The 23,407-nt window shown below is 73.4% G+C and carries 25 protein-coding genes; 12 read left to right on the top strand and 13 right to left on the bottom strand.

Going from position 1 to position 23,407, the window contains the following annotated elements; translation table 11 throughout:
• Positions 1 to 9 precede the first annotated feature (9 nt).
• Entirely contained in the window at positions 10 to 1,248 is a 1,239-nt protein-coding gene (locus tag M0M48_RS18225) for a sensor histidine kinase (RefSeq protein WP_257752199.1), read from the top strand.
• Positions 1,245 to 1,880 carry a response regulator gene (locus M0M48_RS18220; RefSeq protein WP_257752198.1) on the top strand — a complete coding sequence of 212 codons (636 nt, stop codon included), beginning with the start codon at positions 1,245 to 1,247 and terminating at the stop codon, positions 1,878 to 1,880. Before M0M48_RS18225 ends, M0M48_RS18220 begins: the two co-directional genes overlap by 4 nt.
• Before the next feature lie 7 nt (positions 1,881 to 1,887).
• On the opposite strand, the gene M0M48_RS18215 is transcribed toward M0M48_RS18220, so the two are convergent.
• Positions 1,888 to 3,114: a DUF6461 domain-containing protein gene (locus M0M48_RS18215; protein WP_257752197.1), complete on the bottom strand. Its 1,227-nt coding sequence runs from the start codon at positions 3,112 to 3,114 to the stop codon at positions 1,888 to 1,890.
• Positions 3,115 to 3,217: 103 nt separating this feature from the next.
• On the opposite strand from M0M48_RS18215, the gene M0M48_RS18210 reads away from it, so the two are divergent.
• The 4 genes from M0M48_RS18210 to M0M48_RS18195 are packed head-to-tail and all read left to right on the top strand — an operon-like array spanning position 3,218 to position 7,697.
• Positions 3,218 to 3,706, top strand: coding sequence for a (2Fe-2S)-binding protein (locus M0M48_RS18210; RefSeq protein ID WP_215814549.1), 489 nt, complete (start codon positions 3,218 to 3,220; stop codon positions 3,704 to 3,706).
• On the top strand, positions 3,703 to 6,102 hold the full coding sequence (locus tag M0M48_RS18205) for a xanthine dehydrogenase family protein molybdopterin-binding subunit (protein WP_257752196.1): 2,400 nt from the start codon (positions 3,703 to 3,705) through the stop codon (positions 6,100 to 6,102). Before M0M48_RS18210 ends, M0M48_RS18205 begins: the two co-directional genes overlap by 4 nt.
• Positions 6,099 to 6,956, top strand: a complete 858-nt coding sequence (locus M0M48_RS18200) for an FAD binding domain-containing protein (RefSeq protein ID WP_215814551.1) — start codon at positions 6,099 to 6,101, stop codon at positions 6,954 to 6,956. The genes M0M48_RS18205 and M0M48_RS18200 overlap by 4 nt, the downstream gene beginning before the upstream one ends.
• A gap of 9 nt (positions 6,957 to 6,965) precedes the next feature.
• Positions 6,966 to 7,697: an SRPBCC family protein gene (locus M0M48_RS18195; RefSeq protein WP_257752195.1), complete on the top strand. Its 732-nt coding sequence runs from the start codon at positions 6,966 to 6,968 to the stop codon at positions 7,695 to 7,697.
• Positions 7,698 to 7,737: 40 nt separating this feature from the next.
• Here the strand turns inward: M0M48_RS18195 and M0M48_RS18190 are convergent, their stop codons facing one another.
• The 7 genes from M0M48_RS18190 to M0M48_RS18160 are packed head-to-tail and all read right to left on the bottom strand — an operon-like array spanning position 7,738 to position 13,765.
• Positions 7,738 to 8,448 (bottom strand): hypothetical protein, encoded by a 711-nt coding sequence (locus tag M0M48_RS18190; RefSeq protein WP_257752194.1) that lies wholly within the window; start codon positions 8,446 to 8,448, stop codon positions 7,738 to 7,740.
• Positions 8,445 to 9,389, bottom strand: coding sequence for a vWA domain-containing protein (locus M0M48_RS18185; protein WP_257752193.1), 945 nt, complete (start codon positions 9,387 to 9,389; stop codon positions 8,445 to 8,447). Before M0M48_RS18185 ends, M0M48_RS18190 begins: the two co-directional genes overlap by 4 nt.
• On the bottom strand, positions 9,386 to 10,435 hold the full coding sequence (locus M0M48_RS18180; RefSeq protein ID WP_257752192.1) for a VWA domain-containing protein: 1,050 nt from the start codon (positions 10,433 to 10,435) through the stop codon (positions 9,386 to 9,388). The genes M0M48_RS18185 and M0M48_RS18180 overlap by 4 nt, the downstream gene beginning before the upstream one ends.
• The gene (locus M0M48_RS18175) at positions 10,435 to 11,007 is read right to left on the bottom strand and encodes a hypothetical protein (protein ID WP_257752191.1); all 573 of its coding nucleotides are present in this window, start codon (positions 11,005 to 11,007) and stop codon (positions 10,435 to 10,437) included. The genes M0M48_RS18180 and M0M48_RS18175 overlap by 1 nt, the downstream gene beginning before the upstream one ends.
• Positions 10,991 to 11,881, bottom strand: a complete 891-nt coding sequence (locus M0M48_RS18170) for a DUF58 domain-containing protein (protein ID WP_257752190.1) — start codon at positions 11,879 to 11,881, stop codon at positions 10,991 to 10,993. The genes M0M48_RS18175 and M0M48_RS18170 overlap by 17 nt, the downstream gene beginning before the upstream one ends.
• A 7-nt stretch (positions 11,882 to 11,888) precedes the next feature.
• Positions 11,889 to 12,923, bottom strand: coding sequence for an AAA family ATPase (locus M0M48_RS18165; RefSeq protein ID WP_257752189.1), 1,035 nt, complete (start codon positions 12,921 to 12,923; stop codon positions 11,889 to 11,891).
• A gap of 29 nt (positions 12,924 to 12,952) precedes the next feature.
• Entirely contained in the window at positions 12,953 to 13,765 is an 813-nt protein-coding gene (locus tag M0M48_RS18160) for an RDD family protein (protein WP_215814559.1), read from the bottom strand.
• 45 nt (positions 13,766 to 13,810) lie between these two features.
• Between M0M48_RS18160 and M0M48_RS18155 the strand changes: the two genes are divergently transcribed.
• Entirely contained in the window at positions 13,811 to 14,815 is a 1,005-nt protein-coding gene (locus M0M48_RS18155; protein WP_257752188.1) for a stage II sporulation protein M, read from the top strand.
• A gap of 97 nt (positions 14,816 to 14,912) precedes the next feature.
• On the opposite strand, the gene M0M48_RS18150 is transcribed toward M0M48_RS18155, so the two are convergent.
• From M0M48_RS18150 to M0M48_RS18130, 5 genes are read right to left on the bottom strand one after another with little or no spacing between them, the layout of a single operon-like run.
• Complete coding sequence (locus M0M48_RS18150) at positions 14,913 to 16,250, bottom strand: DUF58 domain-containing protein (protein WP_257752187.1); 1,338 nt, start codon at positions 16,248 to 16,250, stop codon at positions 14,913 to 14,915.
• A 13-nt stretch (positions 16,251 to 16,263) separates the two neighbouring features.
• A complete protein-coding gene (locus M0M48_RS18145) occupies positions 16,264 to 17,250 on the bottom strand; it encodes an AAA family ATPase (RefSeq protein ID WP_215814561.1) in 987 nt (328 codons plus the stop codon).
• A complete protein-coding gene (locus M0M48_RS18140) occupies positions 17,247 to 18,431 on the bottom strand; it encodes a DUF4350 domain-containing protein (RefSeq protein ID WP_257752186.1) in 1,185 nt (394 codons plus the stop codon). Before M0M48_RS18140 ends, M0M48_RS18145 begins: the two co-directional genes overlap by 4 nt.
• A complete protein-coding gene (locus M0M48_RS18135; RefSeq protein WP_257752185.1) occupies positions 18,428 to 19,075 on the bottom strand; it encodes a DUF4129 domain-containing protein in 648 nt (215 codons plus the stop codon). Before M0M48_RS18135 ends, M0M48_RS18140 begins: the two co-directional genes overlap by 4 nt.
• Positions 19,072 to 20,220, bottom strand: a complete 1,149-nt coding sequence (locus M0M48_RS18130) for a hypothetical protein (protein WP_215814564.1) — start codon at positions 20,218 to 20,220, stop codon at positions 19,072 to 19,074. Before M0M48_RS18130 ends, M0M48_RS18135 begins: the two co-directional genes overlap by 4 nt.
• 427 nt (positions 20,221 to 20,647) lie before the next feature.
• Here M0M48_RS18130 and rpsJ point away from each other — a divergent pair, with 427 nt between their 5' ends.
• Genes rpsJ through rplB form a run of 5 tightly spaced genes read left to right on the top strand, consistent with a single transcriptional unit; the run spans position 20,648 to position 23,397 of the window.
• The gene (gene rpsJ / locus M0M48_RS18125) at positions 20,648 to 20,956 is read left to right on the top strand and encodes a 30S ribosomal protein S10 (protein ID WP_007078637.1); all 309 of its coding nucleotides are present in this window, start codon (positions 20,648 to 20,650) and stop codon (positions 20,954 to 20,956) included.
• 10 nt (positions 20,957 to 20,966) lie between these two features.
• A complete protein-coding gene (gene rplC, locus M0M48_RS18120; protein WP_139621521.1) occupies positions 20,967 to 21,617 on the top strand; it encodes a 50S ribosomal protein L3 in 651 nt (216 codons plus the stop codon).
• A 5-nt stretch (positions 21,618 to 21,622) separates the two neighbouring features.
• Positions 21,623 to 22,231 (top strand): 50S ribosomal protein L4, encoded by a 609-nt coding sequence (gene rplD, locus M0M48_RS18115; RefSeq protein WP_215814565.1) that lies wholly within the window; start codon positions 21,623 to 21,625, stop codon positions 22,229 to 22,231.
• Positions 22,231 to 22,536 carry a 50S ribosomal protein L23 gene (gene rplW / locus M0M48_RS18110; protein WP_215814566.1) on the top strand — a complete coding sequence of 102 codons (306 nt, stop codon included), beginning with the start codon at positions 22,231 to 22,233 and terminating at the stop codon, positions 22,534 to 22,536. Before rplD ends, rplW begins: the two co-directional genes overlap by 1 nt.
• Before the next feature lie 24 nt (positions 22,537 to 22,560).
• Positions 22,561 to 23,397, top strand: a complete 837-nt coding sequence (rplB, locus tag M0M48_RS18105; RefSeq protein WP_107779312.1) for a 50S ribosomal protein L2 — start codon at positions 22,561 to 22,563, stop codon at positions 23,395 to 23,397.
• Positions 23,398 to 23,407 lie beyond the last annotated feature (10 nt).

Below are 23,407 nucleotides of genomic sequence, written 5' to 3'. Positions count from 1 at the left end.
GTGGGCGGCGTGAGCGCCGCGCCGGACGAGAGCTGGGAGCGCCGGCTGGCCTTCCTGCCGCTGGGCCTGCTCGCCTTCGGCTCCCTGGTCGCGCTGCTCAGCGGCCCCAGCACGGGCGCTACCGCGCCCACCTCGCGGCTCGTCGCCCAGCTCGTGATGATCGGGCTCACCGCGCTCTGGCTGCTGCGCTGGCTGCACCGCCGCCCGACGCCGCTGTCGTACCTGGTCCGCGGAGCGATGGCGCTCGTGCTGACGCTGCTCAACCCGCTGTTCTGCATCTTCGCCTGGATCGGCTTCGCCGACGCCGTGGACGCCTTCCCCCGGCGGGGGCTCTGGCCGGCGATCGGGCTGACCGCGGTGACGATGGCGGTCGGTCAGTCCGGTGGTGCGCCCTGGCGGTCGCCGGGGCAGGCGGTGTTCTTCTTCCTCATGCTGATGGTCAACTTCGGGTTGGCCTACCTGATGGGGCGCTACTCCGTGCACGTCGAGCGGACCAACCTCGAGCGCAAGGCCGCGATCGTCGAGCTCGAACGGGTCAACGCCAGCCTGGAGCAGGCGCTCGCCGAGAACACCGCGCTCCACGAGACCGTCGTCGCCCAGGCCCGAGCGGCCGGCATCCAGGACGAACGGCAGCGCCTCGCCCGCGAGATCCACGACACGATCGCCCAGGCGCTGGCCGGCGTTGTCGCCCAGCTCCAGGCGGCCCACGAGGACGACGACCTCGCCAGCGCGCGTCGTCGTACCGACCGGGCGGCGGCGCTGGCCCGCGACGCGCTCGTCGAGGCTCGTCGCTCGATGCTCGACCTCGTGCCCGCACCCCTCGCCGACGCCTCGCTGCCCGACGCGGTCGCGCGCCTGGTCGAGGGCTGGGCCGCCGACCGCCCGGCCGCACCGCCCGTTGTCGCCGACGCCGTCGTCACCGGTGAGGTACGTCCGCTCCACCCCGAGCTGGAGGCCACCGTGCTCCGCATCGCCCAGGAGGCGCTCTCCAACGTCGCCAAGCACGCGGCCGGCGCCCGCCGCGTCGGCGTCACCCTGAGCTATCTCGACGACGAGGTCGTGCTCGACGTGCGCGACGACGGCGCCGGCTTCGACCTCGCCCGGCCGACCGGATCCACCTCGTTCGGCCTGCGCGGCATGCGCCAGCGCGCCGAGCGGCTCGCCGGCGTCCTCGACGTCGAGTCCGAGCCCGGCGGCGGCACCGCCGTCTCGGTCCGGCTGCCCGCCCTCGAACGAGGTGCCGCATGAGCTCGCCGCCGATCCGGATCCTCGTCGTCGACGACCACCCCGTCGTGCGCGACGGCATCGCGGCGACCCTGTCCGCCGTACCGGACTTCGAGGTGGTCGGCCAGGCCGGCGACGGTCCGGCGGCCGTCGAGCTCACCGCCTCGCTCGCCCCCGACGTCGTCGTCCTCGACCTGCGGATGCCGGGCGGCGGCGGGGTGGACGCCGTACGGGAGATGCAGCGGCGGCGCCTGCCGGCCGCCGTGCTCGTGCTCACGACGTACGACACCGACTCCGACACCGTGGCCGCCATCGAGGCCGGAGCCACCGGCTACCTGCTCAAGGACGCACCCGTCGAGACCCTCGTCGCCGGTGTCCGTGCGACCGCCGCCGGCGAGACCGTGCTCTCACCCGCCGTCGCCACCCGCCTGGCCTCCCACGTCCGCCGCCCCACCCGGACCGCCGCGCTCAGCGCCCGCGAGCGCGAGGTGCTCGCCCTCGTGGCCCGCGGGACCGCCAACCGCGCCATCGCCCGGGAGCTCTTCGTCAGCGAGGCGACGGTCAAGACCCACCTCGCGCACGTCTACGACAAGCTCGGTGTCACCGACCGGGCGGCGGCCGTCGCGGTGGCGTACGAGCGGGGGATCCTGGGCTGAGCCCGGGTCACCTCGGGGGCAGCACATACGTCGGGAGGGGCTCCTCGTCGAGCCACGCCGCAGGCACCGTGATCGAGGTCCATCGGTCGAGCAGCGCCCACGACGCCGCCACGGTGTCGTCCTCGAGATCGAGGCCGCGGCCCTGGGGGAGCGGACCCCGGTCGCCCCACGAGGGGTCGAGGAACGGGTCGAAGCTTCGCACGATCCGGCCGGCGCGCGCGACGAAGACGTGATCGTCGCCGTTGACCGTGTTGCTGTACGACGCAGCGACGCCGCCGCGGCTGAGGGCGCGCAGCTGCCGGGCGCCGAACCAGCCGTACCGACTGAGCACGACCACGCCGCCGTCGCGCTCGGCCACGACGACGACCGAGGGGATCGCGTACTCGTCCTCGGGCTGGTCGTCGAGCTCCGCGCCGACCAGCTCGTCGACCTGGGTGCTGTCGAGCCGGCCGGCGTCGCGGACCACCGGGCCGAGGACGCGGAGGACCTCGGTGGTGCTCATGCCGCGCACGAAGGCCACCGCGAAGTCCTCCTCGTAACGGCTGTCGTCGGTCCACCCGTAGGGGCGGTCGGGGTCCCGCTCCGGCTCGGGCGGGGGAGCCGGTGACGGGGGCGGGTCGGGCCGGGCGTCGTTGAGCGCGTCGACGAGCTCGCCGGGGACCGCCCACTCGGCGCGAGCGAGCGCGTTGTTCCAGTCGTCCTCGCCGTACGTCGCTGCTTCCAGGTAGGCCGTGCCCTCGCACGTCGGGATGGCCTCGCCGCGACGGGTGTCGCCCGGCAGGGGGACCTGGATCTCGGACTCCTCGACGGCGCCGGCCGGGACGGTGCCGCGTGCGTCCGGATCGCCGACCTCCCACAGCGCGTACCCACCGTCGTCGGACTGTGCGCAGTAGAGCCCGATGTGGGGCCGGGGTTGGGGCGTGGTGCCAGTGTTCTCGACCCGCAGGTCCAGGTGCAGCAACGGCCCGAGGTGGTCGCCGCCGAGCGTGGGGTCGGCGAGCCGGACCCGGAGGCCGCCGCCCAGGCCCGCGGTGTCACCCAGGCTGAGCCGGCGCTCCTCGTCCCGCTCGGTCAGGAGCACGTGCACGTCGGTGGGGAGGTCGGCCGGGCCGTCGGTGACCCGGGTCGGAGCGTCGTCCTGGGCCTGGCGCCAGGCGACGAAGCCGGCCGCGAGACCGAGCGCGATCACGAAGGCCGCACCGTCGCGCAGCGAGCGTCGTCCTCGTCCGGGCATGGCCAGACCCTGTCAGATCCGGCGGGCCGCCGCCTGCCAACCACCCACCAACCACCCGCTCCTAGCGTGAGCCAGGTCACGTCCCTTGGCCCTTGGGAGAGTCATGACCCGGATCAGCCTCAACGTCGACGGCCAGCAGGTCGCCGACGACGTCGAACCGCGGATGCTGCTCGTGCAGTACCTGCGCGAGAAGCTCGGCAAGACCGGCACCGTCATCGGTTGCGACACCAGCAACTGCGGCGCGTGCACGGTCCACCTCAACGGCAGGAGCGTGAAGTCCTGCAACGTGCTGGCGGTCCAGGCGGACGGCGCGGAGGTCACCACGATCGAGGGGCTGGCCGGCGAGGACGGTCAGCTGCACCGGGTGCAGGAGGCCTTCCGGGAGTGCCACGGCCTGCAGTGCGGGTTCTGCACGCCGGGGATGATCATGCAGACCGTCGACCTCCTCAACGAGAACCCCAGCCCGTCGGAGGAGGCGATCCGGCTCGGGCTCGAGGGCAACCTCTGCCGGTGCACCGGCTACCACAACATCGTGCGGGCCGTGCAGCACGCCGCCGGTACGACGGACGCGACCGAGGGGGCACCGGCATGACCGCGACCCAGGAACCCGCTGCCGGCGCCGAGATCGGACGCGACCGGCGCCGCAAGGAGGACCAGCGCCTCATCACCGGCCGGACGCGGTGGACCGACAACATCACGTTGCCGGGCATGCTGCACCTGGCGATGGTGCGCAGCCCGTTCCCGCACGCGCGGATCACCGGGATCAACACGGAGGCCGCCAAGGGCGCGACCAACGTGGTCGCCGTCCTCACCGGTGCCGACCTCGGTGAGGGCCAGGGCGCGTGCATCAACGCGTGGCCGGTCGTCGAGGACCAGGTGACGCCGGCGCACCTGCCGATGCCGACCGACCGGGTCGCGTTCGCAGGCGAGACCGTCGCGGTCGTGGTGGCGCGCAGCGCTGCCGAGGCGCGCGACGCGGCCGAGCTGGTCGAGGTCGACTACGAGGAGCTGCCGCCCGCGCTCGACCTCAAGGAGGCCGCGACGGCGCACGAGACCGGCGGCGCGATCGCGCACCCCGACCTCGGCACCAACGTCAGCGCGGTGTGGCGCTTCGACTCGGGTGAGGCGGGCACCGGCGGTGACGTCGAGCAGGCGATCGCCGAGGCGCGCGAGAACGGCATCGTGATCGAGCGGGAGTACCGTCAGCAGCGGCTGATCCCGGCGTTCATGGAGCCGCGCAGCGTCGTCGTCGACCCGACTGGTGAGCAGATCACGGTGTGGTCGGCGACCCAGGTGCCCCACATCCTGCGGTTCGCGATGGCGGCCACGACCGGCGTACCGGAGTCGAAGATCCGGGTGATCGCGCCGGACGTCGGCGGCGGCTTCGGCGGCAAGCTCCAGCAGACGCCCGAGGAGATGATCGCGTTCGCCGTGGCGCGCAGGCTCGGCAAGCCGGTGAAGTTCACCGAGACCCGCAGCGAGTCGCTCCTCACCGCCCACCACGGGCGCGACCAGTGGCAGCGGCTCACGCTCGCCGCGACCAAGGACGGTCACGTCACCGGCCTCAAGGTCGACCTGCTCGCCGACCTCGGCGCGTACGTCGCCATCGTCGGCGGCGGCGTCCCGGTGCTGGGCGCGTTCATGTTCAACGCGATCTACAAGTTCCCCGCCTACCAGTTCCAGACCACCAACATCCTGACCAACAAGACCTGGACCGACGCCTACCGCGGCGCCGGCCGGCCCGAGGCGACGTTCGCGATCGAGCGGCTCATGGACGAGCTCGCCACCGAGCTCGGCAAGGACCCGCTCGAGGTCCGCGAGATGAACTGGATCAAGCACGAGGAGTTCCCGTTCACCACGGTGGCCGGCCTCGAGTACGACTCCGGCAATTACGAGGCCGCCACCGCGCGCGCCAAGGAGATGTTCGGGTACGACGCCCTCCGCGCCGAGCAGGCCGAGCGCCGGGCCCGCGGAGACAAGGTCCAGCTCGGGCTCGGCGTCTCGACCTTCACCGAGATGTGCGGCCTCGCGCCCTCGCGGGTGCTCGGCAGCCTCAACTACGGCGCGGGCGGCTGGGAGCACGCCGAGGTGCGGATGCTCGCGACCGGCAAGGTCGAGGTCGTCACCGGGGCGTCGGCGCACGGGCAGGGCCACGAGACGGCGTTCAGCCAGATCGCGGCCGACCGGCTCGGCGTACCGTTCGAGGACATCGAGGTGCTCCACGGCGACACCCAGATCTCCCACAAGGGCCTGGACACCTACGGGTCCCGCAGTCTGGTCGTCGGCGGAGAGGCCCTGGTGCGGGCCCTCGACAAGGTCATCGAGAAGGCGAAGCCCGTCGCGGCCCACCTGCTCGAGGCATCCGCCGACGACCTCGAGTTCAGCGGCGGCCGGTTCACCGTCAAGGGGACCGACCAGGGGATGGCGATCACCGAGATCGCGACCGCCGTCTTCGCCGCGCACAACCTGCCCGACGGCATGGAGCCCTCGCTCGACTCCGAGGCGACGTACGACCCCGTCAACTTCAACTACCCCCACGGCACGCACCTGTGCGCCGTCGAGGTGGACACCGAGACGGGCCAGGTCCGGCTCCGCAAGTACGTCTGCTGCGACGACATCGGGGTCGTCATCAACCCGCTGATCGTGTCCGGCCAGGTGCACGGCGGACTCGTCCAGGGCATCGCGCAGGCGCTCTGGGAGGAGGCCGTGTACGACGACAACGGCACCCTCGTGACGGGCTCGTTCGTCGACTACCTGCTGCCCACGGCGGCCGACACGATCACCTTCGAGATCGACCACACCACCTCGCCGGCGACCACCAACTCGCTCGGCACCAAGGGCGTCGGCGAGGCCGGCACCATCGCCTCGACGCCGGCCGTGGTCAACGCGGTCGTCGACGCGGTCCGCCACCTCGGGGTCTCCGACATCACGATGCCGTGCACGCCACAACGCGTGTGGAACGCGATTCAGAAGGGAGCGCAGGCATGATCCCCGCAGCGTTCGAGTACGTCGCCCCGACCTCGGTCGAGGAGGCGCTGGCGGCGCTCGCCGAGCACGGCGACGACGCCAAGGTCATCGCCGGCGGCCAGAGCCTGCTGCCGGTGCTCCGGATGCGGCTCAACGCCCCCGAGTGGGTGATCGACCTGGGCCGGATCGAGAGCCTGCGCGGCGTCCGCGACGGCGGCGACCACCTCGCCATCGGCGCGATGACCACCCACCACGACGTCGGCCACAGCCCGCTCGTGCACGAGCACGCCCTGCTCATCAGCAAGGCGATCACGCACCTCGCCGACGCCCAGGTCCGCCACCGCGGGACGTTCGGCGGCGCGCTCGCCCACGCCGACCCGGCCGGCGACCTCGGTGCGCCGGCGCTGGCGCTGGGCTCGACGTTCGTCGTCCAGGGGCCCGGTGGCACGCGGGAGATCCCCGGCTCGGAGTTCTTCGTCGACCTCTTCGAGACCGCGATCTCCGACGACGAGCTGCTGGTCGAGGTGCGCGTGCCGAAGCACGACGGCTGGGGTGCGTCGTACGAGAAGTTCGTGCGGATCGCCCACCAGTGGCCGATCGTGGCGGTCGCCGCGACGGTCCGGATGGACGGCGACACCATCGCCGAGGCGCGGATCGGGCTGACCAACATGGGCTCGACGCCGGTCCGTGCGAGCGCCGCCGAGCAGGTCCTCGCCGGCCAGCCGGCCACCGAGGAGGGCGTCGCGGCCGCCGCCGCGCTCGCCGCCGACGGGACCAACCCGCCCAGCGACCTCAACGGCGACGCCGACTACCGCCGCCACCTCGCCACCGTCCTGACCCGGCGAGCCGTGCTCGCCGCCGCCGGAAGGAGCTGACGGCGACCGATGGACCTCTCCCACTCCTTCACGGTCCCGACCTCGGTCGCCGCCACCTGGGAGCACTTCCAGGACATCGGCGCCCTCGCCGAGTGCTTCCCGGGCGCCCAGGTCACCGCGGTCGGCACGGACGACGACGGCGCACCGACCTTCGAGGGGACCTGCAAGGTCAAGCTCGGCCCGATCGCCCTCGTGTACGCCGGCTCGGGCAAGTTCGTCGAGCGCGACGAGGCCGGACGCCGCTTCGTCGTCGACGCCAAGGGGCGCGACAAGCGCGGCAACGGGACCGCGGGGGCCAAGGTCACCGTGACCATGGCCGAGGCCGGCGACGGCGCCACCCAGGTCGACGTCGTCACCGACCTGGCCATCACCGGCAAGCCGGCGCAGTTCGGCCGGGGCGTCATGCAGGACGTCTCGGACAAGCTGCTCGGGCAGTTCGTCTCGTGCCTGGAGCAGCGGCTCGCGGCCGAGGCGGCACCCGCCGCTGAGCCGGAGCCGGCCCTGGCCCCGGCACCCGGAGCGGACACGGCGGCGGAGCCGGCCGCAGCGCCGCCACCGCGCCCGGCACCCGCGCCGGCACCCGCACCCGTGGCCGCGGGCGGGGACGACGCCCTCGACCTCGGGTCGGCGGTGCTGCCGGTGCTGCTCAAGAGCTACGGCAAGCAGATCGCGGCGGCGCTCGCCGTCGTGCTCGGCCTGGCCGCGCTACGCCGGCGCCGACGCCGCCGGCGCGCGCGGTAGCCGGGAACCCGCTCGGCGGACCCGGACCCGGACCGGGACCTCACCACGTGTCGGGCTTGGTGGCGTCCTCGTCCTGGTAGAGGTCCTGGTCCTCGTGGCGCTGGCCGAGCCCGCGCTGGTTGTTGTCCTCGAGCCGGTCCCGCTTGGGGTCGGGCTGGTCCTTGGGCTTGTCGTCGGGCTGCTGGGGCTGCTGCTCGGGCTGGGGCTGCTGCTGGCTCTGCTTCAGCTTGCCCCGCAGCCGCTCGTCGACGGCACCGGCGTCGGACTGCTGCTCCTCGCCGCCGCCCGCGTCGGTGGGGCACTTGCCCTCGGCCAGGGTGTCGATCCCGGCCTGCCAGGCCTCGGCCGCGCGCGAGGTCGCGCCTGCCTGCTGGGCCTCGTCGCCGATCGCCTCGTAGGCCAGCGCCAGGTTGATCCGGACGGTGCACTCCTCGCGCCTCGGCACGTGCTCCAGCGCCGCCAGGTACGCCGCCACGGCCGAGGGGTAGTTGCCCTCGGCGTGCCACGAGGCGCCCTCGTCGAAGGGCGCGATCCAGGGCTCGAACAGGTTGAGCGAGCGGGTCCCCGCGAACTCCGCGGCCGCGCCGTCGGTGTCGCCGCGCACGAAGGCGTCGCGGCCGGCGGCGTTGTCGTGGAGCATCAGGCCCACCTTGACGGCGTACGCCGCGACGAGGAGGGCGGGCAGCAGCCCGGCGAGCAGCAGCACCCGGCGCAGCCGGGCCCGGGGGTACGGCGGGCGTCCGGCGCTCATCGTCGGCCTCCTTCGCGCGGGGCACGGGCCGGGCGCAGCGCGTGGCGCGAGGTCCACACGGCGTGCCAGCCGGCGCGGAGCTCGAGGAGGACCAGGCCGAGCAGCACCAGCGCGGCGAGCCAGGTCAGGTCGTGCTTCGCGGGGCGGTCGTGGCCGCCCTGCCCGTCGGAGTACGACGCCGCGAACGACTTCACGAGCGGCGCCAGGTCACCGGGCCCGGTGCGGTGCTGGAAGCGGACTCCGAGCTGGTCGGCGATCTCCCTGAGGTTGCCGAGGTCGGCATGGGAGATCGCGGTCTCGGCGGTCTCGGGATCGCGCACGTAGCCCGCCGCGCCGTCGAGGCCGTCGGACTCGGGCATCGGGCCGCCGTCGGAGGTGCCGTAGCCGAGCACCGCGCCGCCGGCGACGAGGTCGCGCACGTCCTCGAACGACTGCCGCTCGCTGTCGTCGGCGCCGGTGGTGTTCTCGCCGTCGCCGGCGTAGACGACGATCCGGCGGCGCTCGGGGCGCTGCTCCTGGGCGCGCTTGAGGACGGCGGTCAGCTCGGGCACGGGGCGGTCGGCGGCCGAGCCCGCGCCGTCCTTGGGGCCCTCGAGGTAGATGGTCTCGACGGCGGCGTCGAAGGCGGTGGTGTCGGAGCTGAACGGCATCACCAGCCGGGTCTCGGCGCCGAAGGTGAGCAGCCCGAACCGGGCGCCGGGCAGCGCCTTGGCGAGTGCGGTGAGGTCGGCCTGGACGCCCCTGATCCGCGGGTTGCGGCCGTCGTGGTCGAGAGCTGCCATCGACCGGGTGCGGTCGACGACGACGAGCACGTCGAGGTCGGAGAGCTGCTCGCTCACCGAGGTCTGGCCGACGCCGGGCCGCAGCAGCACGGCGACGAAGGCGAGCACGATCGCGACCCGGCGCAGCACGACGAGGGCGGTGGCGGTGGTCGGGTTCACCGGGCACCTCCGCGTCGGTCGCACAGGGCGAGCGCGCCCTGGGCCGCCCAGACGAGCGCCAGGCCGAGCAGGCCGATCCCGGCGAGCGCCGTACCGAGGCGCGGCCGGTCGAAGATCTGGACGATCGGCGGACGCTCGATCGGCGTCGCCTCCAGGCTGTCGATGGCGCGCACCACCGAGCCCGCGCTGTTGTCGTCGCCGAGCAGCGAGAACGTGCCGCCGGTGCTGGTCATCGCGGTGCGGAACTCCCGTACGGCGGCGGGCCGGTCGGCGGTGCGCGGCGCGGCGATGCCGTGCACGACGACCTTCTCGTCGGCGGCGTACTGCGCGGCCTCGGTGACGTTGTAGATGCCGGTCCCGACCGGCTCGTTGTCGGAGGCGAGCACGATCGCGCGGGTGCGGTCCTCGTCGCGGCGGTCGAAGCGCTGCACGCACGAGGCGAGGCCGTCGCCGAGCTGGGACTGCACGTCCCAGTCGACGACCGTGCCGGCGGTGAAGACGGCGTAGTCGTCGCTGATCACGGTGCCGTCGCGGAACGCCTTCTCGGCCTCGTAGAGCTGGTCGACGACATATTGGTAGTCGTCGGTGAGCGGGAAGATCGTGATGGCCGCACCGCTCCAGATGGTCAGCCCGACCCGTTCGCCGCGCAGGCCGTCGACGATCGTGCGGAACTCGCGCAGCACCTGGCGGTCGACCTCGGCCATCGATCCCGACGCGTCGAGGCACAGGACGATGTCGCGGGTCCGGTCGGACTGCGCGAGGGTCTGGCGCTCCTGGACCCGGCCGGCGACGACGATCGCGCCGGTGCACGCCACCAGCGCGGCCAGCGTGAGGCAGGTGCCGAGCACCACCTGGCGCCGGACCAGCGCGCGGTAGCGGGGGAGGGCGCGCAACCGCCCCGCGTGCGCGACGTACGACGCGCTGCCGGACGCGGGCCGGTGGGCCCGCCAGCGCAGCAGCCACCCGACGAGCAGCGCCAGCACGAGCACGCCGAGGACCGCCACCAGCCAGGGCCAGTGGAAGCCGGTGTCCTCGCGGGTCCACATCAGGCCGCGCTCCAGTCGGCGACGAGCCCCCGGGCCTGGTCCACGGCGGTGTCGAACAGGTCACGCGCGAGGGCGTCGTCGGGCGCGAACTCGGGCGGGTAGACGAGCTCGATGACCGCGACCAGCTCGCGCGGGGCACGGGCCCGGAAGTCGGCCAGCGCCATGGTCCGCGCCGGCAGCACCGTCACCGCGGCGACGTAGGAGCGGACCACCTCGCTGAGCTGCTGGTGGCCGGCCCGCGGCGCCAGGTCACCGGCGCGCACCTGGGCGTCGATCCGGTCGATCAGGTCGAGGTGGGCCCGGCGTACGTCGAGCACGTCGACGTCGAGGCGCTCCAGGCGCGGCACCCGCGGCCGCCGGGTGAACCACCAGGCGAGCAGGTAGTAGAGGACGACGGCCGCGGCGAGCGCGACCGCGATCCAGAGCCAGCGGCCGTCGTAGGCGACCGGGCCGGTGAACTCGTCGGGGAGATCAGCCGGCAGCGCGGCGGGAGACGCGCCCTGGCAGCTTGCTGCCCCCAGCACGGCGTCGAAGACGCGCTCGGCTCCGGCGAGGCTAGCGTCGCCGGGCATGACGGTGCCTCTCCAGCAGCCGGAACACGGCGGTGATCGCGTCGTCGTGGTCGCGGACGAGCTCCTGGGCGATGCCGAGCTGGTCGAGCCGGCGGCGCAGCCGCTGCGCCTCGTCGTCGACCAGGGCGGCGTACTCGCGGCGCAGGCGCTCGTCGCGGCGCAGCCAGCCGGGCACCTCGGCGCCGGCGTCGATGTCGACCAGGCGCCGGCCGGCGACGGCGGGCAGGGTCGGGTCGAGGTCGCCCAGGGTCACGAAGAGCACCTCGTGCTGGACGCTCAGCCGCCGCAGCAGGGCGATGGCGTCCTCGGCGAGCGCGGTCTCGTCGGTGACGACCACGAGGATGGTGCGCCGGCGCACCGTCCGCACGACGTGGCGCAGCAGCGTGGCCAGGTCACCGGGCGGGCCGTCGGGCCGGATCGCGTCGTACGCCGCGCCGAGCAGCCGCTCCAGGTGCAGGTCGCCGCCGCCGGGCCGCTCGGCACGGCAGGACGCGGCGTTGCCGTGCACGAGGCCGACCAGGTCGCCGTGCTGGACGGCGAGGTGACCCATCACGCCGGCCACGAGGACGGCGAGCTCGCGCTTGGCGACGGCGGCGTCGTTGAGCGCGGCCATGCTGCGCCCGGTCGAGATGCACAGCAGCACCGTGTGCTTGCGCTCGGCGACGTAGCGCTTGACCAGGAGCTGGCGGCTGCGGGCTGACGCCTTCCAGTCGATGTCCTTGACGTCGTCGCCGCGGACGTACTCGCGCAGGTCGTTGAAGTCGATGCCGCGCCCGGCGTGGATCGCGGCGTACTCGCCCTCGAGCAGGCCGCGGACCTTGCGGTGCGCGTGGATCGCGAGCCGGCTGCGGATGCGGGTGAGGTGGGCCGTCATGCGGGACTCACGGGGTGGGGACCGCCCGGAACACCGCGTCGATGACGGTCTCCGGCTGGACCCGGTCGGCGAGCGCCTCGAAGCTGAGGTGGATCCGGTGGCGCAGGACGCTGTGGCGCAGCTCGCGGATGTCCTCGGGGATGACGTAGTGCCGTCCCTGGACGACGGCCATCGCGCGCGCGGCCTGGAAGAAGGCGATCGAGCCGCGCGGGCTGGAGCCGATCTCGACGTACTCGCCGAGCTCGGGGCCCAGGACACCGGTGACGTCGCGGGTCGCGCGGACGAGGGAGACGACGTAGCGGCGGATCGCCGGGTCGACGTACACGCGGCGGACGAGCTCTTGGAGCTCGGCCACCTCGGTGGTGGTGATGACCGGCTCGACCTCGGTCATGTGCTGGCCGAGCGTGCCGTCGTCGATGCGCTCGAGGACCATCAGCTCGTCGTCCTCGGTGGGGTAGTCGACGACCTCCTTGAGCAGGAAGCGGTCCATCTGGGCACGGGGGAGGACGTAGGTGCCCTCTTCCTCGATGGGGTTCTGGGTGGCCAGCACCATGAACGGGTCGGGCAGGCGGTGCACCGTGCCGGCGATCGACGTCTGCCGCTCCTGCATCGCCTCGAGCAGCGCCGACTGCGTCTTGGCGCTGGCCCGGTTGATCTCGTCGAGCAGGACGACGTTGGCGTGCACCGGGCCGAGCTGGGTCTCGAACTCGTGGCTGCGCGGGTCGTAGACCTGGGTGCCGATGATGTCGGCGGGCAGCAGGTCCGGCGTGCACTGGATCCGGGTGAACCGCGCGCTGACCGCGTGGGCCAGCGTCGACGCGGCGAGCGTCTTGGCCAGGCCGGGGACGCTCTCGAGCAGGATGTGGCCCTCGGAGAGCAGCGTGACCAGGAGCGCCGTACGGACCCGGCGCTGGCCCACGACCCGGCTGGAGAACGTCTCGGAGACCCTCTCGATCGCCTCGGAGGCCCGGCTCAGCTCGGCGGCCGTGAGGGGCGTGCTCGGGTCCTCGGGCGTACGCCGGGTGGCGGTGGCGTGGGTCATGCCGCCGAATCTACCCAGCCGCTCCGCGTTCACCCCTCGGTGAGCAGCCGGGCCCGCAGCTCGTCGTCGCGGCGCAGCCGGGCCAGGTCCCGCTCGCGGCGCTCGGCGATGATCGCCCCCAGCACCATCTCGGGCGGTACGCCGGGCGGCGGGGCGGGTGCGACGTGGGGGAGCACGTCGGTCAGCAGCAGCCGGCCGATCCGGTCCCGCGAGGCCGGGTCGAGCGTGCCCAACCGGCCGAGGTACTGCCGGACCGCCAGGGCGGTGCCGGTCGGCAGCGTCCCGAGGTCGGTACGACGGGCCCACGCGGCGAGCTGGGGCGGCATCGGCGGCGGCGGGGGCAGCCGCAGCGGCACCCGCTCGCGCACGACGTAGGTGCCGGCGGCGTAGTCGCCCAGCCGCTTGCCGCGCGTGCTCAGCATGATCGAGAAGAAGGCGGGCACCCCCGAGAACGCGTAGATCTCGACGAACCCGATGAGCGAGCGCACCAGCGCGTGCTGGAAGCTGATCGGCCCGCCGTCGTCGCGCACCGTGCGCAGGCCCAGGGCGAGCTTGCCGATCGTGCGGCCGCGGGTGAACGTCTCGAGCGCCGTCGGCAGCGCCAGGAACACCAGCACCGACGTCAGCACCACCGCGAAGCCGATGGCCGCCTCGTCCCGGGTCAGCGCCGCGGCGATCACCAGCAGCAGGTACGCCGCCACGAACGCCACCAGCGTGACCACCACGTCGATCAGCCCGCTCGCCATCCGCAGGCCCAGCGACGCCGCCGGGAGGTCGAGCGCGACTCCCTCGCCGGTGACGAGGTCGTCGGCGGTGACGGTGGCGAAGTCGGCGGCGGGCATCGGTGGCAGCCTGCCACACCGCCGGGCGCCCCGTACGCTGTGCGCGTGCCGCGGATCGATCTCGACGCCTACGTCGCTGCCCATGCGCGCTCGTGGGTGCGGCTCGAGGAGCTCGTGCGGCTCCGGCGCCGGACGGGGGCCGAGGCGGACGAGCTGGTCGACCGCTACCAGCAGGTCGCGACGCACCTGTCCGTCGTACGGACCTCGGCGCCGGACGGTGAGCTCGTCGCCCACCTCTCCTCGCTCCTGGGCCGGGCCCGCATCGCGATGCTCGCCGCCCGCGTCCCGAGCTGGCGCGGGGTCGGCAGGTTCTTCACCGAGCAGTTCCCCGCCGCGCTCTACCGCCTGCGCTGGTGGTGGCTCGGCTGCCTGGCGGGCAACGTCCTCGTCACCGGGATCGTGATGATCTGGCTCGCCCAGCACCCCGCGGTCGAGCAGAACCTGCTCTCGCCCGAGCAGGTCGACCAGCTCGTCAACAACGACTTCGAGAGCTACTACAGCGAGAACGCCGCCGGCGCCTTCGCCGCCCACGTCTGGCTCAACAACGCCTGGGTGAGTGCGCTGTGCATCGCCCTGGGCATCCTCGGCCTCCCGGTCCTGTGGCTGCTCTTCCAGAACGTCGCCAACCTCGCGATCGTCGGCTCGATCATGGTCCGCCACGACCGCGGCGACCTGTTCTGGGGCCTGATCCTCCCGCACGGCCTGCTCGAGCTCACCTGCGTCTTCGTCGCCGGCGGGGTCGGCCTGCGCCTGTTCTGGTCGTGGATCGAGCCCGGCTCGCTCTCCCGGGCCGGATCGCTCGCGCGCGCCGGCCGTACCGCCGTCACCGTGGCGCTCGGCCTGGCCGTGGTGCTCGCGATCAGCGGCGTGATCGAGGCCTTCGTGACGCCCTCGCCGCTGCCGACGTGGGCGCGGATCGCGATCGGGGTGCTGGCCGAGGTGGTCTTCCTGGCCTACGTGTTCGTGGTCGGGCGGGCGGCCGCCTCGCGCGGCGAGACCGGCGACGTCTCGGCGGCGCTGCTCGAGGACCGGGTCGCCGCCCAGGCCTGACCCCTCCGCGAAGTGCGGGGGTTGCTGGTCCGAAGTGCGCCGGTTGCTGGTGCAACATCCGCACCTCGGACCAGCAACCGGCGCACTTCGCGAAGGCTCAGAGCAGGCCCTGGGCCTTGAGCGCGAGGTAGTGGTCGGCCAGGGCCGGCGGCAGGCTCTCCGCGTCGGCGTCCACGACGTCGACGCCGAGGCGCTGGAGCACCGCGCGCATCCGGTCGCGGCGGTGCAGCTCCTGGGCGGCCGCGGCGGCGTCGTAGACGGTGTCGGCGGTGGGGGCGAGCGCGGGGTCGTCGGCGGCCTCGGCGAGGCGGGTGAGCTCGGGGTCGCGGACCGAGGCGACGACGACGCGGTGGTGCCGGGTCAGGGCCGGGAGGACGGGGAGCAGGCCGTCGGCGATGGCCGAGGGCTCGAGCGCCGTCAGCAGGACGACGAGCGCGCGCTGGCGCCCGAAGCCCTGGACCGCGCCGGCGAGCAGGTCCCAGTCGGCCTCGACGAGGGTGGGGTCGAGGTCGGCCATCTGCTCCTGGAGGCGGGCGGCGACGTCGCGGACGCCGTGGAGGCGCTGGCGGGCGCGGACCCGGCGGTCGCCGGCGGCGAAGTCGATGCGGTCCCCGGCCCGCGAGGCGAGGGCGCCGAGGAGGAGGGCGGCGTCCATGGCGGCGTCGAGGCGGGGCATGCCGTCGGTCTCGGCCTCGCCCGCGACCCGGGCGACCCGGCCGGCGGAGGTGCGCGAGGTGTCGAGGACGAGGACGACGCGGCGGTCGCGCTCGGGCTGCCAGGTGCGGACGACGACGTGGGGGCTGCGGGCCGAGGCGCGCCAGTCGATGGAGCGGACGTCGTCGCCGCGGACGTACTCGCGCAGCGAGTCGAACTCGGTGCCCTGTCCCCGCACCCGTACGGCGGCGCGCCCGTCGAGCTCGCGCAGCCGGGCGAGCCGCGAGGGCAGGTGCTTGCGGGAGTCGAAGGGAGGCAGCGCCCGCACCGCCCCCGGTACGTCGAACGTGCGCTGGCGGGCGGTGAGCCCGAGCGGTCCCCAGGAGCGGACGGTGACCCCGGCGGCGCGCAGGTCGCCGCGGCGGCGGGGGAGCAGGGGCGTGGTCAGCCGGCGCTGGTCGCCGGCCGGGAGGTGCAGCCGGAAGCGGTTGGTGCCGGCGCCGGCCGAGGGCTGCCAGGCGTCGCGGACCTGGAGGTGCACGCGGCGCGCGCCGGTGTTGGCCACGACGAGGACCGACGTGGCCGGGTCGCCGAGGCGGACCGTGCCCGGCGGGCGCCGGGTCAGCCCGATCGACGTGGGGCCCGGGGTGAGCAGCAGGTCGAGCCCGGCCAGGAGGAGCACGCCGAGCAGCCAGAGCAGAACCGTGCCGCCCGAGGGGCGCAGCACGACCGCCGCCACCCCGAGCAGGAGCAGCAGCGGTACCCGGCCGGAGATCGTCATGGGTCGGGCTGCCTCAGCGGGGGACGGGCACGGAGGCGACGGCCGAGGCGAGCACCTGGGCGACGTCGACGCCCTCGAGCTCGGCCTCGGGGCGGACGCCGAGGCGGTGCGCGAGGGTGGCCTGGGTGAGGGCCTTGACGTCGTCGGGGGTGACGAAGCCGCGTCCGGAGAGCCAGGCCCAGGCGCGGGCGGCGCGGAGCAGGGCGGTCGCGCCGCGCGGGCTGACGCCGAGGGAGAGGGACGGCGACTGCCGGGTGGCGCGGGCGATGTCGACGATGTAGCCGGCGACCTCGGGGGAGACCTGGACACCCTTGACCGCGGCCTGGCCGGCCTCGATGTCGGCGCCGCTGGCCACGGCGGTGACCCCGGCGCCCGCGACGTCGCGCGGGTCGAAGCCGCCGGCGTGGCGGGTCAGGATCGTGACCTCGTCCTCGCGCGGCGGGACGGGCAGCACCACCTTGAGCAGGAAGCGGTCGAGCTGGGCCTCGGGCAGCGGGTAGGTGCCCTCGAACTCGACGGGGTTCTGGGTCGCGGCGACCAGGAACGGGCGCGGCAGCGGGCGGGTGACGCCGTCGGCGGAGACCTGACCCTCCTCCATCGCCTCGAGCAGCGCGGACTGCGTCTTGGGCGGGGTCCGGTTGATCTCGTCGGCGAGCAGCAGGTTGGTGAAGATCGGCCCCTCGCGGAAGCTCAGCTCGCCGCTGCGCCCGGTGGAGTCGATGACGAGCGAGCCGGTGATGTCGCCGGGCATCAGGTCGGGGGTGAACTGCACCCGCCGGGTCTGCACGTCGAGGCTCGCGGCCAGGGTGCGCACGAGGAGCGTCTTGGCGGTGCCGGGCACGCCCTCCATGAGCACGTGACCGCCGCAGAGCAGGGCGACGAGCAGGCCGGAGACGGCCGCCTCTTGGCCGACGACGGCCTTGGCGACCTCGTCGCGGACGGCGAGCAGCCGCTCGCGCACCCGCGGGTCCACGGTCTCGGGGTAGGCGGTCTGGGTCATGCGCGTCGTACCTCTCTCCTCAGTAGGGCCAGGTCCTGGGCGAGCCGGACCAGCTCCTGGTCGTTCGCCGGGGGTGGTCGGTGGTCGTCGAGCAGCGCGGCGACGCTCTCGACGGGGGTGCCGAGGTGGCGGGCCGCGGCCTCGACGACGGCAGCGGGCGCGGCCCGGCGGTCGAGCCCCAGCAGGCCGGCCAGGTCGGTGCGCGCGGCGCGGCGCAGGGCGTGCGCGGCGTGGGCCCGGTCGCCGCTGCGCCGGTACATCCGGCCGCGGCTGCGCGTGGTCTCGACGGCCCGGACGACGACCGGCAGCGGCTCGGTCGTCAGCGGCCCGAGCCGGCGGAAGCGCCAGCAGATCAGGCCGATCCCGGCCAGGAGGACCATCCACAGCCCCGGCACCAGCCAGTCGGGCAGCAGCGAGCCGAGGCTCACCGCGTCGCCCGGAGCGGCGTCGGCGGGGTCGGGCACGTACCAGACGAGCTGCTCGTCCTGGCCGAGCAGACGCAGCGCGATCGCGGCGTTGTCGGCGCGGGTGACCTGGTCGTTGGTCAGCGCCTGGGCGGCGCCGAAGAGCACCAGCTCGCCGTCGGCGTCGCGCACCGTGCGCAGGATGGGGCCGAGCTCGCGGGTGAAGCAGCCGGTCCCGTTGTAGGCCGTCGCGTCGTCCACCTCGAGCCGCAGCCCGTCGAGGTCGACGCCGGCGAGCGGCGCGCAGTCGGCCTCGACGGCGTGCCCGGTGCTCGGCGAGACGGGGAGCGTGCTCAGGTCCGGGTCGATCTGCTGCACCAGCCCGTACGACGGCTCGACGAGCACCACGCGCGCCGGGCCCACGTGGCGGCGCAGTCGCTCCAGGGTGCTGCGCGTGAGCTGGTCGGGCCGGGTGACCACGACGGTGGCCTCGCGGCGTACGTCGACGTCGTCGAGCTCCGCGGCGGAGCGGGCGATGGTCACCTCGACGCCCTGGTCGGCGAGCACCCGGGCCAGCGCCTGCGCGCCGTCGGGCTTGGGGTTGCGGGGGTCGGCCAGGCCGGCGTACTTCTCGCCGTCGCGTGAGACCCAGGCGCCCACGACCAGCGCGAGCACGACCGCGACGGTGAGCACCACCCAGGCGGGCGGTCGGCGGCGCCGGGCACCGCCGGCCGGGGTGCTCGCGGCGGCGGGGGAGTCGAGGACGGGCGCGCTCACCGGCGTACCGCCCGTCCGCCGAGGGCCTCGTCGAGCGCGAGCAGGTCGCGGGCCTGGTCGGCGCTGGCCGGCCGCTCGCCGTAGAGCACCTCGTCGAAGAGGTCCGCGCCGCGCAGGACCGCACCGCGCCGCTCGGGGAAGACCGTGCCGAGCGCGCCGGCCAGCTCGTGCGCCGTGGCCTGGGGGAGGTCCTCGATCCGGCCCCGCTCGACCTGGCGCACGGCGACCGCGCGGAAGGCGTCGACGAGCGCGGCCGAGGGGTCCCCGGCGGCGAGCGCCGCCTCGGCGCGGGCGCGCAGCTCGTCGGCGCTGATCACCTCGCCGCCCAGCGCGGGCCGGGCCGCGGCGGTGCCGCGGGCGGTGGCCCGGGCCCGGCTGACCAGGAACAGCACGGCGCCGGCCAGGGCCAGGACGACCAGGGTCGCGATGACGGCCATCACCGGCGAGGAGCCGGAGGCCGCGCCGACGGTGTTGTCGATGAGCCGTCCGAGCCAGCGGTCGAGCCGCTCGAGCAGGTCGGTGTCGTGGTACTCCGGGCGAGCCAGCTCGCGGCGCAGCGCACCGCGCGCCTCGTCGCCGCTCGGGTCGAGCGGTGGGTCGAGGCGCGACCCGGCCAGGGTCAGCGCGAGGGCCGGCCAGGTCATGCGGGAACGATCCCCGCCTCACGCATGAGCTCGACGTCGAACGCTTCCTTGCGCATCCGCAGGTCGACGTACTGCACCGAGGCGACGGTGGCCTGGAAGGGTGCGACGAAGGCGTTCTGGACGAGCAGGGCGACGGCTTGGCTGAGCACCAGGATGAGCGGGGTGTACTCCGGCACGGCCAGTGCGCCCAGGTTGCCGATCAGGCTCACCGGCGTGGACAGGATGCCCCCGGCGAAGCCGGCGATGAGCACGGTGAGCGCCGCGATGCCGAAGGTGCGCCAGTACTGGCGCGAGGTCAGCCGCCAGCCGCGGCCCAGCGCGCCGAAGACGCCGACCGGCTCGAGCATGAGCGCGGGCACCGGCAGGTAGTAGAGGCGGATCCACAGCCACGCGCACAGCGCGAGGAAGGCCGGGACCGTGACCAGGCCCCACAGGATGATCGGCACCGGGTCCTGGGTCACCACGACCACCACGAACCACAGCACGGCGTAGGTCACGATGAGCGCCAGCAGCCCGACGTTGAGGAGCAGGGTCAGCCCGAGCAGCCGCCAGCGCTTGCCGTGGGTCGCCGCCCAGGCCTCGCCGAGGCTCAGCCGGCGCCCGACCGCGGCCGCGCGGGTCACGTGGGCGATCATCCCGGTCACGAAGACCACGCCGACCTGGGCCAGCAGCATCGAGGCGAGCAGGGAGCCGTAGGCGGCCAGCACGCCGAGGGCGTCGGCGAGCGAGGCGTCGCTGGCGAGCTCGCCCGAGCTGTCGACCGCGAGGCCGGCAGTGAAGGTGAGCACGGTGGTGACCAGCACCGGGACGAGCATCGCCACGGCGGTCACCATGACGGCCGCGCCCACGGTGGCCTTGGGGTTGAACCGGATGATCCGGAAGGCGCCGTCGTACATGTTGCCGAGGGTGAGGGGGCGCAGCGGCAACGCGCCCGGCTTGTGCGCGGCGCCCAGCATCAGGCCCGGCCGCGGACCCTGGCCCGGACCCTGGCCGGGCCCGTAGGACGCCCAGGCGGGGGCCGGGGGCGGCGGGGGAGTGCCGTCGTACGGCGCGGGGGCGCCGGGCGGCAGGAAGGCTCCCCGTGCCGGCTCCTGCGGGGGCGGTGCGCCCGGCGGCGGGAACTGCGGCGACGCGCCGTCGGTCATCGTTCTCCTCGGGTCGAACGGGGGTGGCTGAGGGGTGCCACCATCCTTGCATCCCGCCCTCGGTGAGCAGTCGCCTTGGCAATTTGGTCGCCCGCCGGAACTCTGCCAAGATGTTCCGGTTGCTCCGATGGTTTATCGGGGTGCGCGCTAGACCTTGACTACTGAATCGTGTCTCCCCCGCGGAGCGTTCGGGTTCTTCCCGATCCGCCGCGGCGAGCGTGCTCGGTCGTCGAACGTCCCTCGCACCGCACGCCACCGGATCTCTTCCGAGAGAACCGGCGGTGAGACCCGAAGCAGCCAAGAACAACAGCTCCACTTCCCCACCAGGGGAGAGGTGTGTGCCCACTACCAAGTGCGACACGCCCGACCTCGGGGGTCGGAGCTGAAGGACCCAGAGTCGTACGACGAGTAAGGACGAGAGAGACCTATGGCGGGACAGAAGATCCGCATCAGGCTCAAGGCCTATGACCACGAGGTGATCGACACCTCGGCGCGCAAGATCGTGGACACGGTCACCCGTACGGGTGCGAAGGTCGCTGGCCCGGTGCCGCTGCCGACGGAGAAGAACGTGTTCTGTGTCATTCGCTCGCCGCACAAGTACAAGGACTCGCGCGAGCACTTCGAGATGCGTACGCACAAGCGTCTCATCGACATCATCGACCCCACGCCGAAGACCGTCGACAGCCTCATGCGTCTCGACCTGCCGGCCGGTGTCGACATCGAGATCAAGCTCTGAGGTTCGAGACATGACTATTGAGCGCAACGTGAAGGGCCTGCTGGGCACCAAGCTCGGCATGACCCAGCTCTGGGACGAGAACAACCGGGTCATCCCGGTGACCGTGGTCGCCGCGGGCACCAACGTGGTCACCCAGGTCCGCCAGCCCGAGCCGGACGGCTACAACGCCATCCAGATCGGCTTCGGCGAGATCGAGGGCCGCAAGGTCAACAAGCCGCAGGCGGGCCACTTCGCCAAGGCCGGCACCACGCCGCGCCGGCACGTGGTCGAGATCCGCACCGCGGACGCGTCGGAGTACACCGTCGGCCAGGAGCTGCCCGTCGACACGTTCGAGGCCGGCCAGGCCATCGACGTGACCGGCACCAGCAAGGGCAAGGGCTTCGCCGGTGTCATGAAGCGGCACGGCTTCGCCGGTGTGAGCGCCTCGCACGGTGCCCACCGCAACCACCGCAAGCCGGGCTCGATCGGCGCCTGCGCCACGCCGGGTCGCGTGTTCAAGGGTCTGCGCATGGCCGGCCGCATGGGTACCGACACCGTCACCACCCAGAACGTCACCGTCCACGCCGTCGACGTCGAGAAGGGCATCGTCCTGATCAAGGGCGCCGTCCCCGGCCCCAAGGGCGGCCTCGTCGTCCTGCGCACGGCTGCGAAGAAGGGCTGAGCACCATGGCCAAGACCGTTTCCGTCGACCTTCCCGCCGAGATCTTCGACGTCGAGGTCAACATCCCGCTGATCCACCAGGTCGTCGTCGCCCAGCAGGCGGCGGCGCGCCAGGGCACCCACTCCACCAAGCGTCGCGGCGAGGTCCGCGGTGGTGGAAAGAAGCCCTACAAGCAGAAGGGCACCGGCCGCGCCCGTCAGGGCTCGACCCGCGCGCCGCAGTTCGCCGGCGGTGGCATCGTCCACGGCCCGCAGCCGCGTGACTACAGCCAGCGCACCCCCAAGAAGATGAAGGCTGCCGCCCTGCGCGCCGCCCTCTCCGACCGGGCGCGCAACGAGCGGATCCACGTCGTCGAGGCCCTCGTGGCCGGCGACAAGCCCTCGACCAAGGCCGCGCTCGCCTCGCTCTTCGAGCTGACCACCCGCCGCAAGTTCCTCGTCGTGCTCGAGCGCGCCGACAGCCTCACCTGGCTCTCGCTGCGCAACGCGCCCGAGGTCCACATCGTGGCGGTCGACCAGCTCAACACCCGCGACGTCCTCGTGAGCGACGACGTGGTGTTCAGCAAGGCCGCGTTCGACCGCCTCGTCGGTGGCAACGCCGAGGAGGAGAACTGATGAGCACCCTGCACAAGGACCACCGCGACATCCTGATCGCGCCGGTGGTGTCGGAGAAGAGCTACAGCCTCCTCGACAACAACAAGTACACGTTCCTGGTGCGTCCCGACGCCAACAAGACCGAGATCAAGATCGCGGTCGAGAAGGTCTTCGGCGTCAAGGTCACCTCGGTCAACACCCTCAACCGGCCGGGCAAGGTCCGCCGGACCCGCCACGGCCTCGGCAAGCGCAAGGACACCAAGCGCGCCATCGTGAGCCTGGCCGAGGGTCACCGCATCGACATCTTCGGAGGTCCGGTCTCCTGACCGGGCTAGGTAGAGGAATCTGACATGGCTATCCGTAAGTACAAGCCGACCACCCCGGGCCGTCGTGGCTCCTCGGTGGCCGACTTCGCCGAGATCACCCGCACCACGCCGGAGAAGTCGCTGACCCGTCCGCTGCCCAAGAAGGGCGGCCGCAACAACCAGGGCCGGATCACCACCCGGCACCACGGTGGCGGTCACAAGCGCGCCTACCGCGTCATCGACTTCCGTCGCTACGACAAGGACGGCGTGCCGGCCAAGGTCGCGCACATCGAGTACGACCCCAACCGCACCGCGCGCATCGCGCTGCTGCACTACGCCGACGGCGAGAAGCGCTACATCGTGGCGCCGAAGGACCTCGTCCAGGGCATGCGGGTCGAGGCCGGTGTCGGCGCCGACATCAAGCCGGGCAACAACCTGCCGCTGCGCAACATCCCCGTCGGTACGACGATCCACTGCGTGGAGCTTCGTCCCGGTGGCGGTGCCAAGCTGGCCCGCTCGGCCGGCAACAGCGCCCAGCTGGTCGCTCGTGAGGGCTCCCGCGCGACGCTGCGTCTGCCCTCGGGCGAGATGCGCTACGTCGACGTGCGCTGCCGCGCGACGGTCGGCGAGGTCGGCAACGCCGAGCAGTCGAACATCAACTGGGGCAAGGCCGGCCGGATGCGCTGGAAGGGCAAGCGCCCGACCGTCCGTGGTGTCGTCATGAACCCGGTCGACCACCCGCACGGTGGTGGTGAGGGCAAGACGTCCGGTGGTCGCCACCCCGTCTCGCCGTGGGGCAAGCCCGAGGGCCGTACGCGCAAGCGCAAGGCCAGCGACTCCCAGATCATCCGTCGCCGCAAGTCCGGCAAGAACAAGCGCTGAAGGAACTGAG

This window comes from Pimelobacter simplex, from assembly GCF_024662235.1.
Classification (GTDB): domain Bacteria; phylum Actinomycetota; class Actinomycetes; order Propionibacteriales; family Nocardioidaceae; genus Nocardioides.
This window is presented reverse-complemented; position numbering and strand designations above follow the sequence as displayed.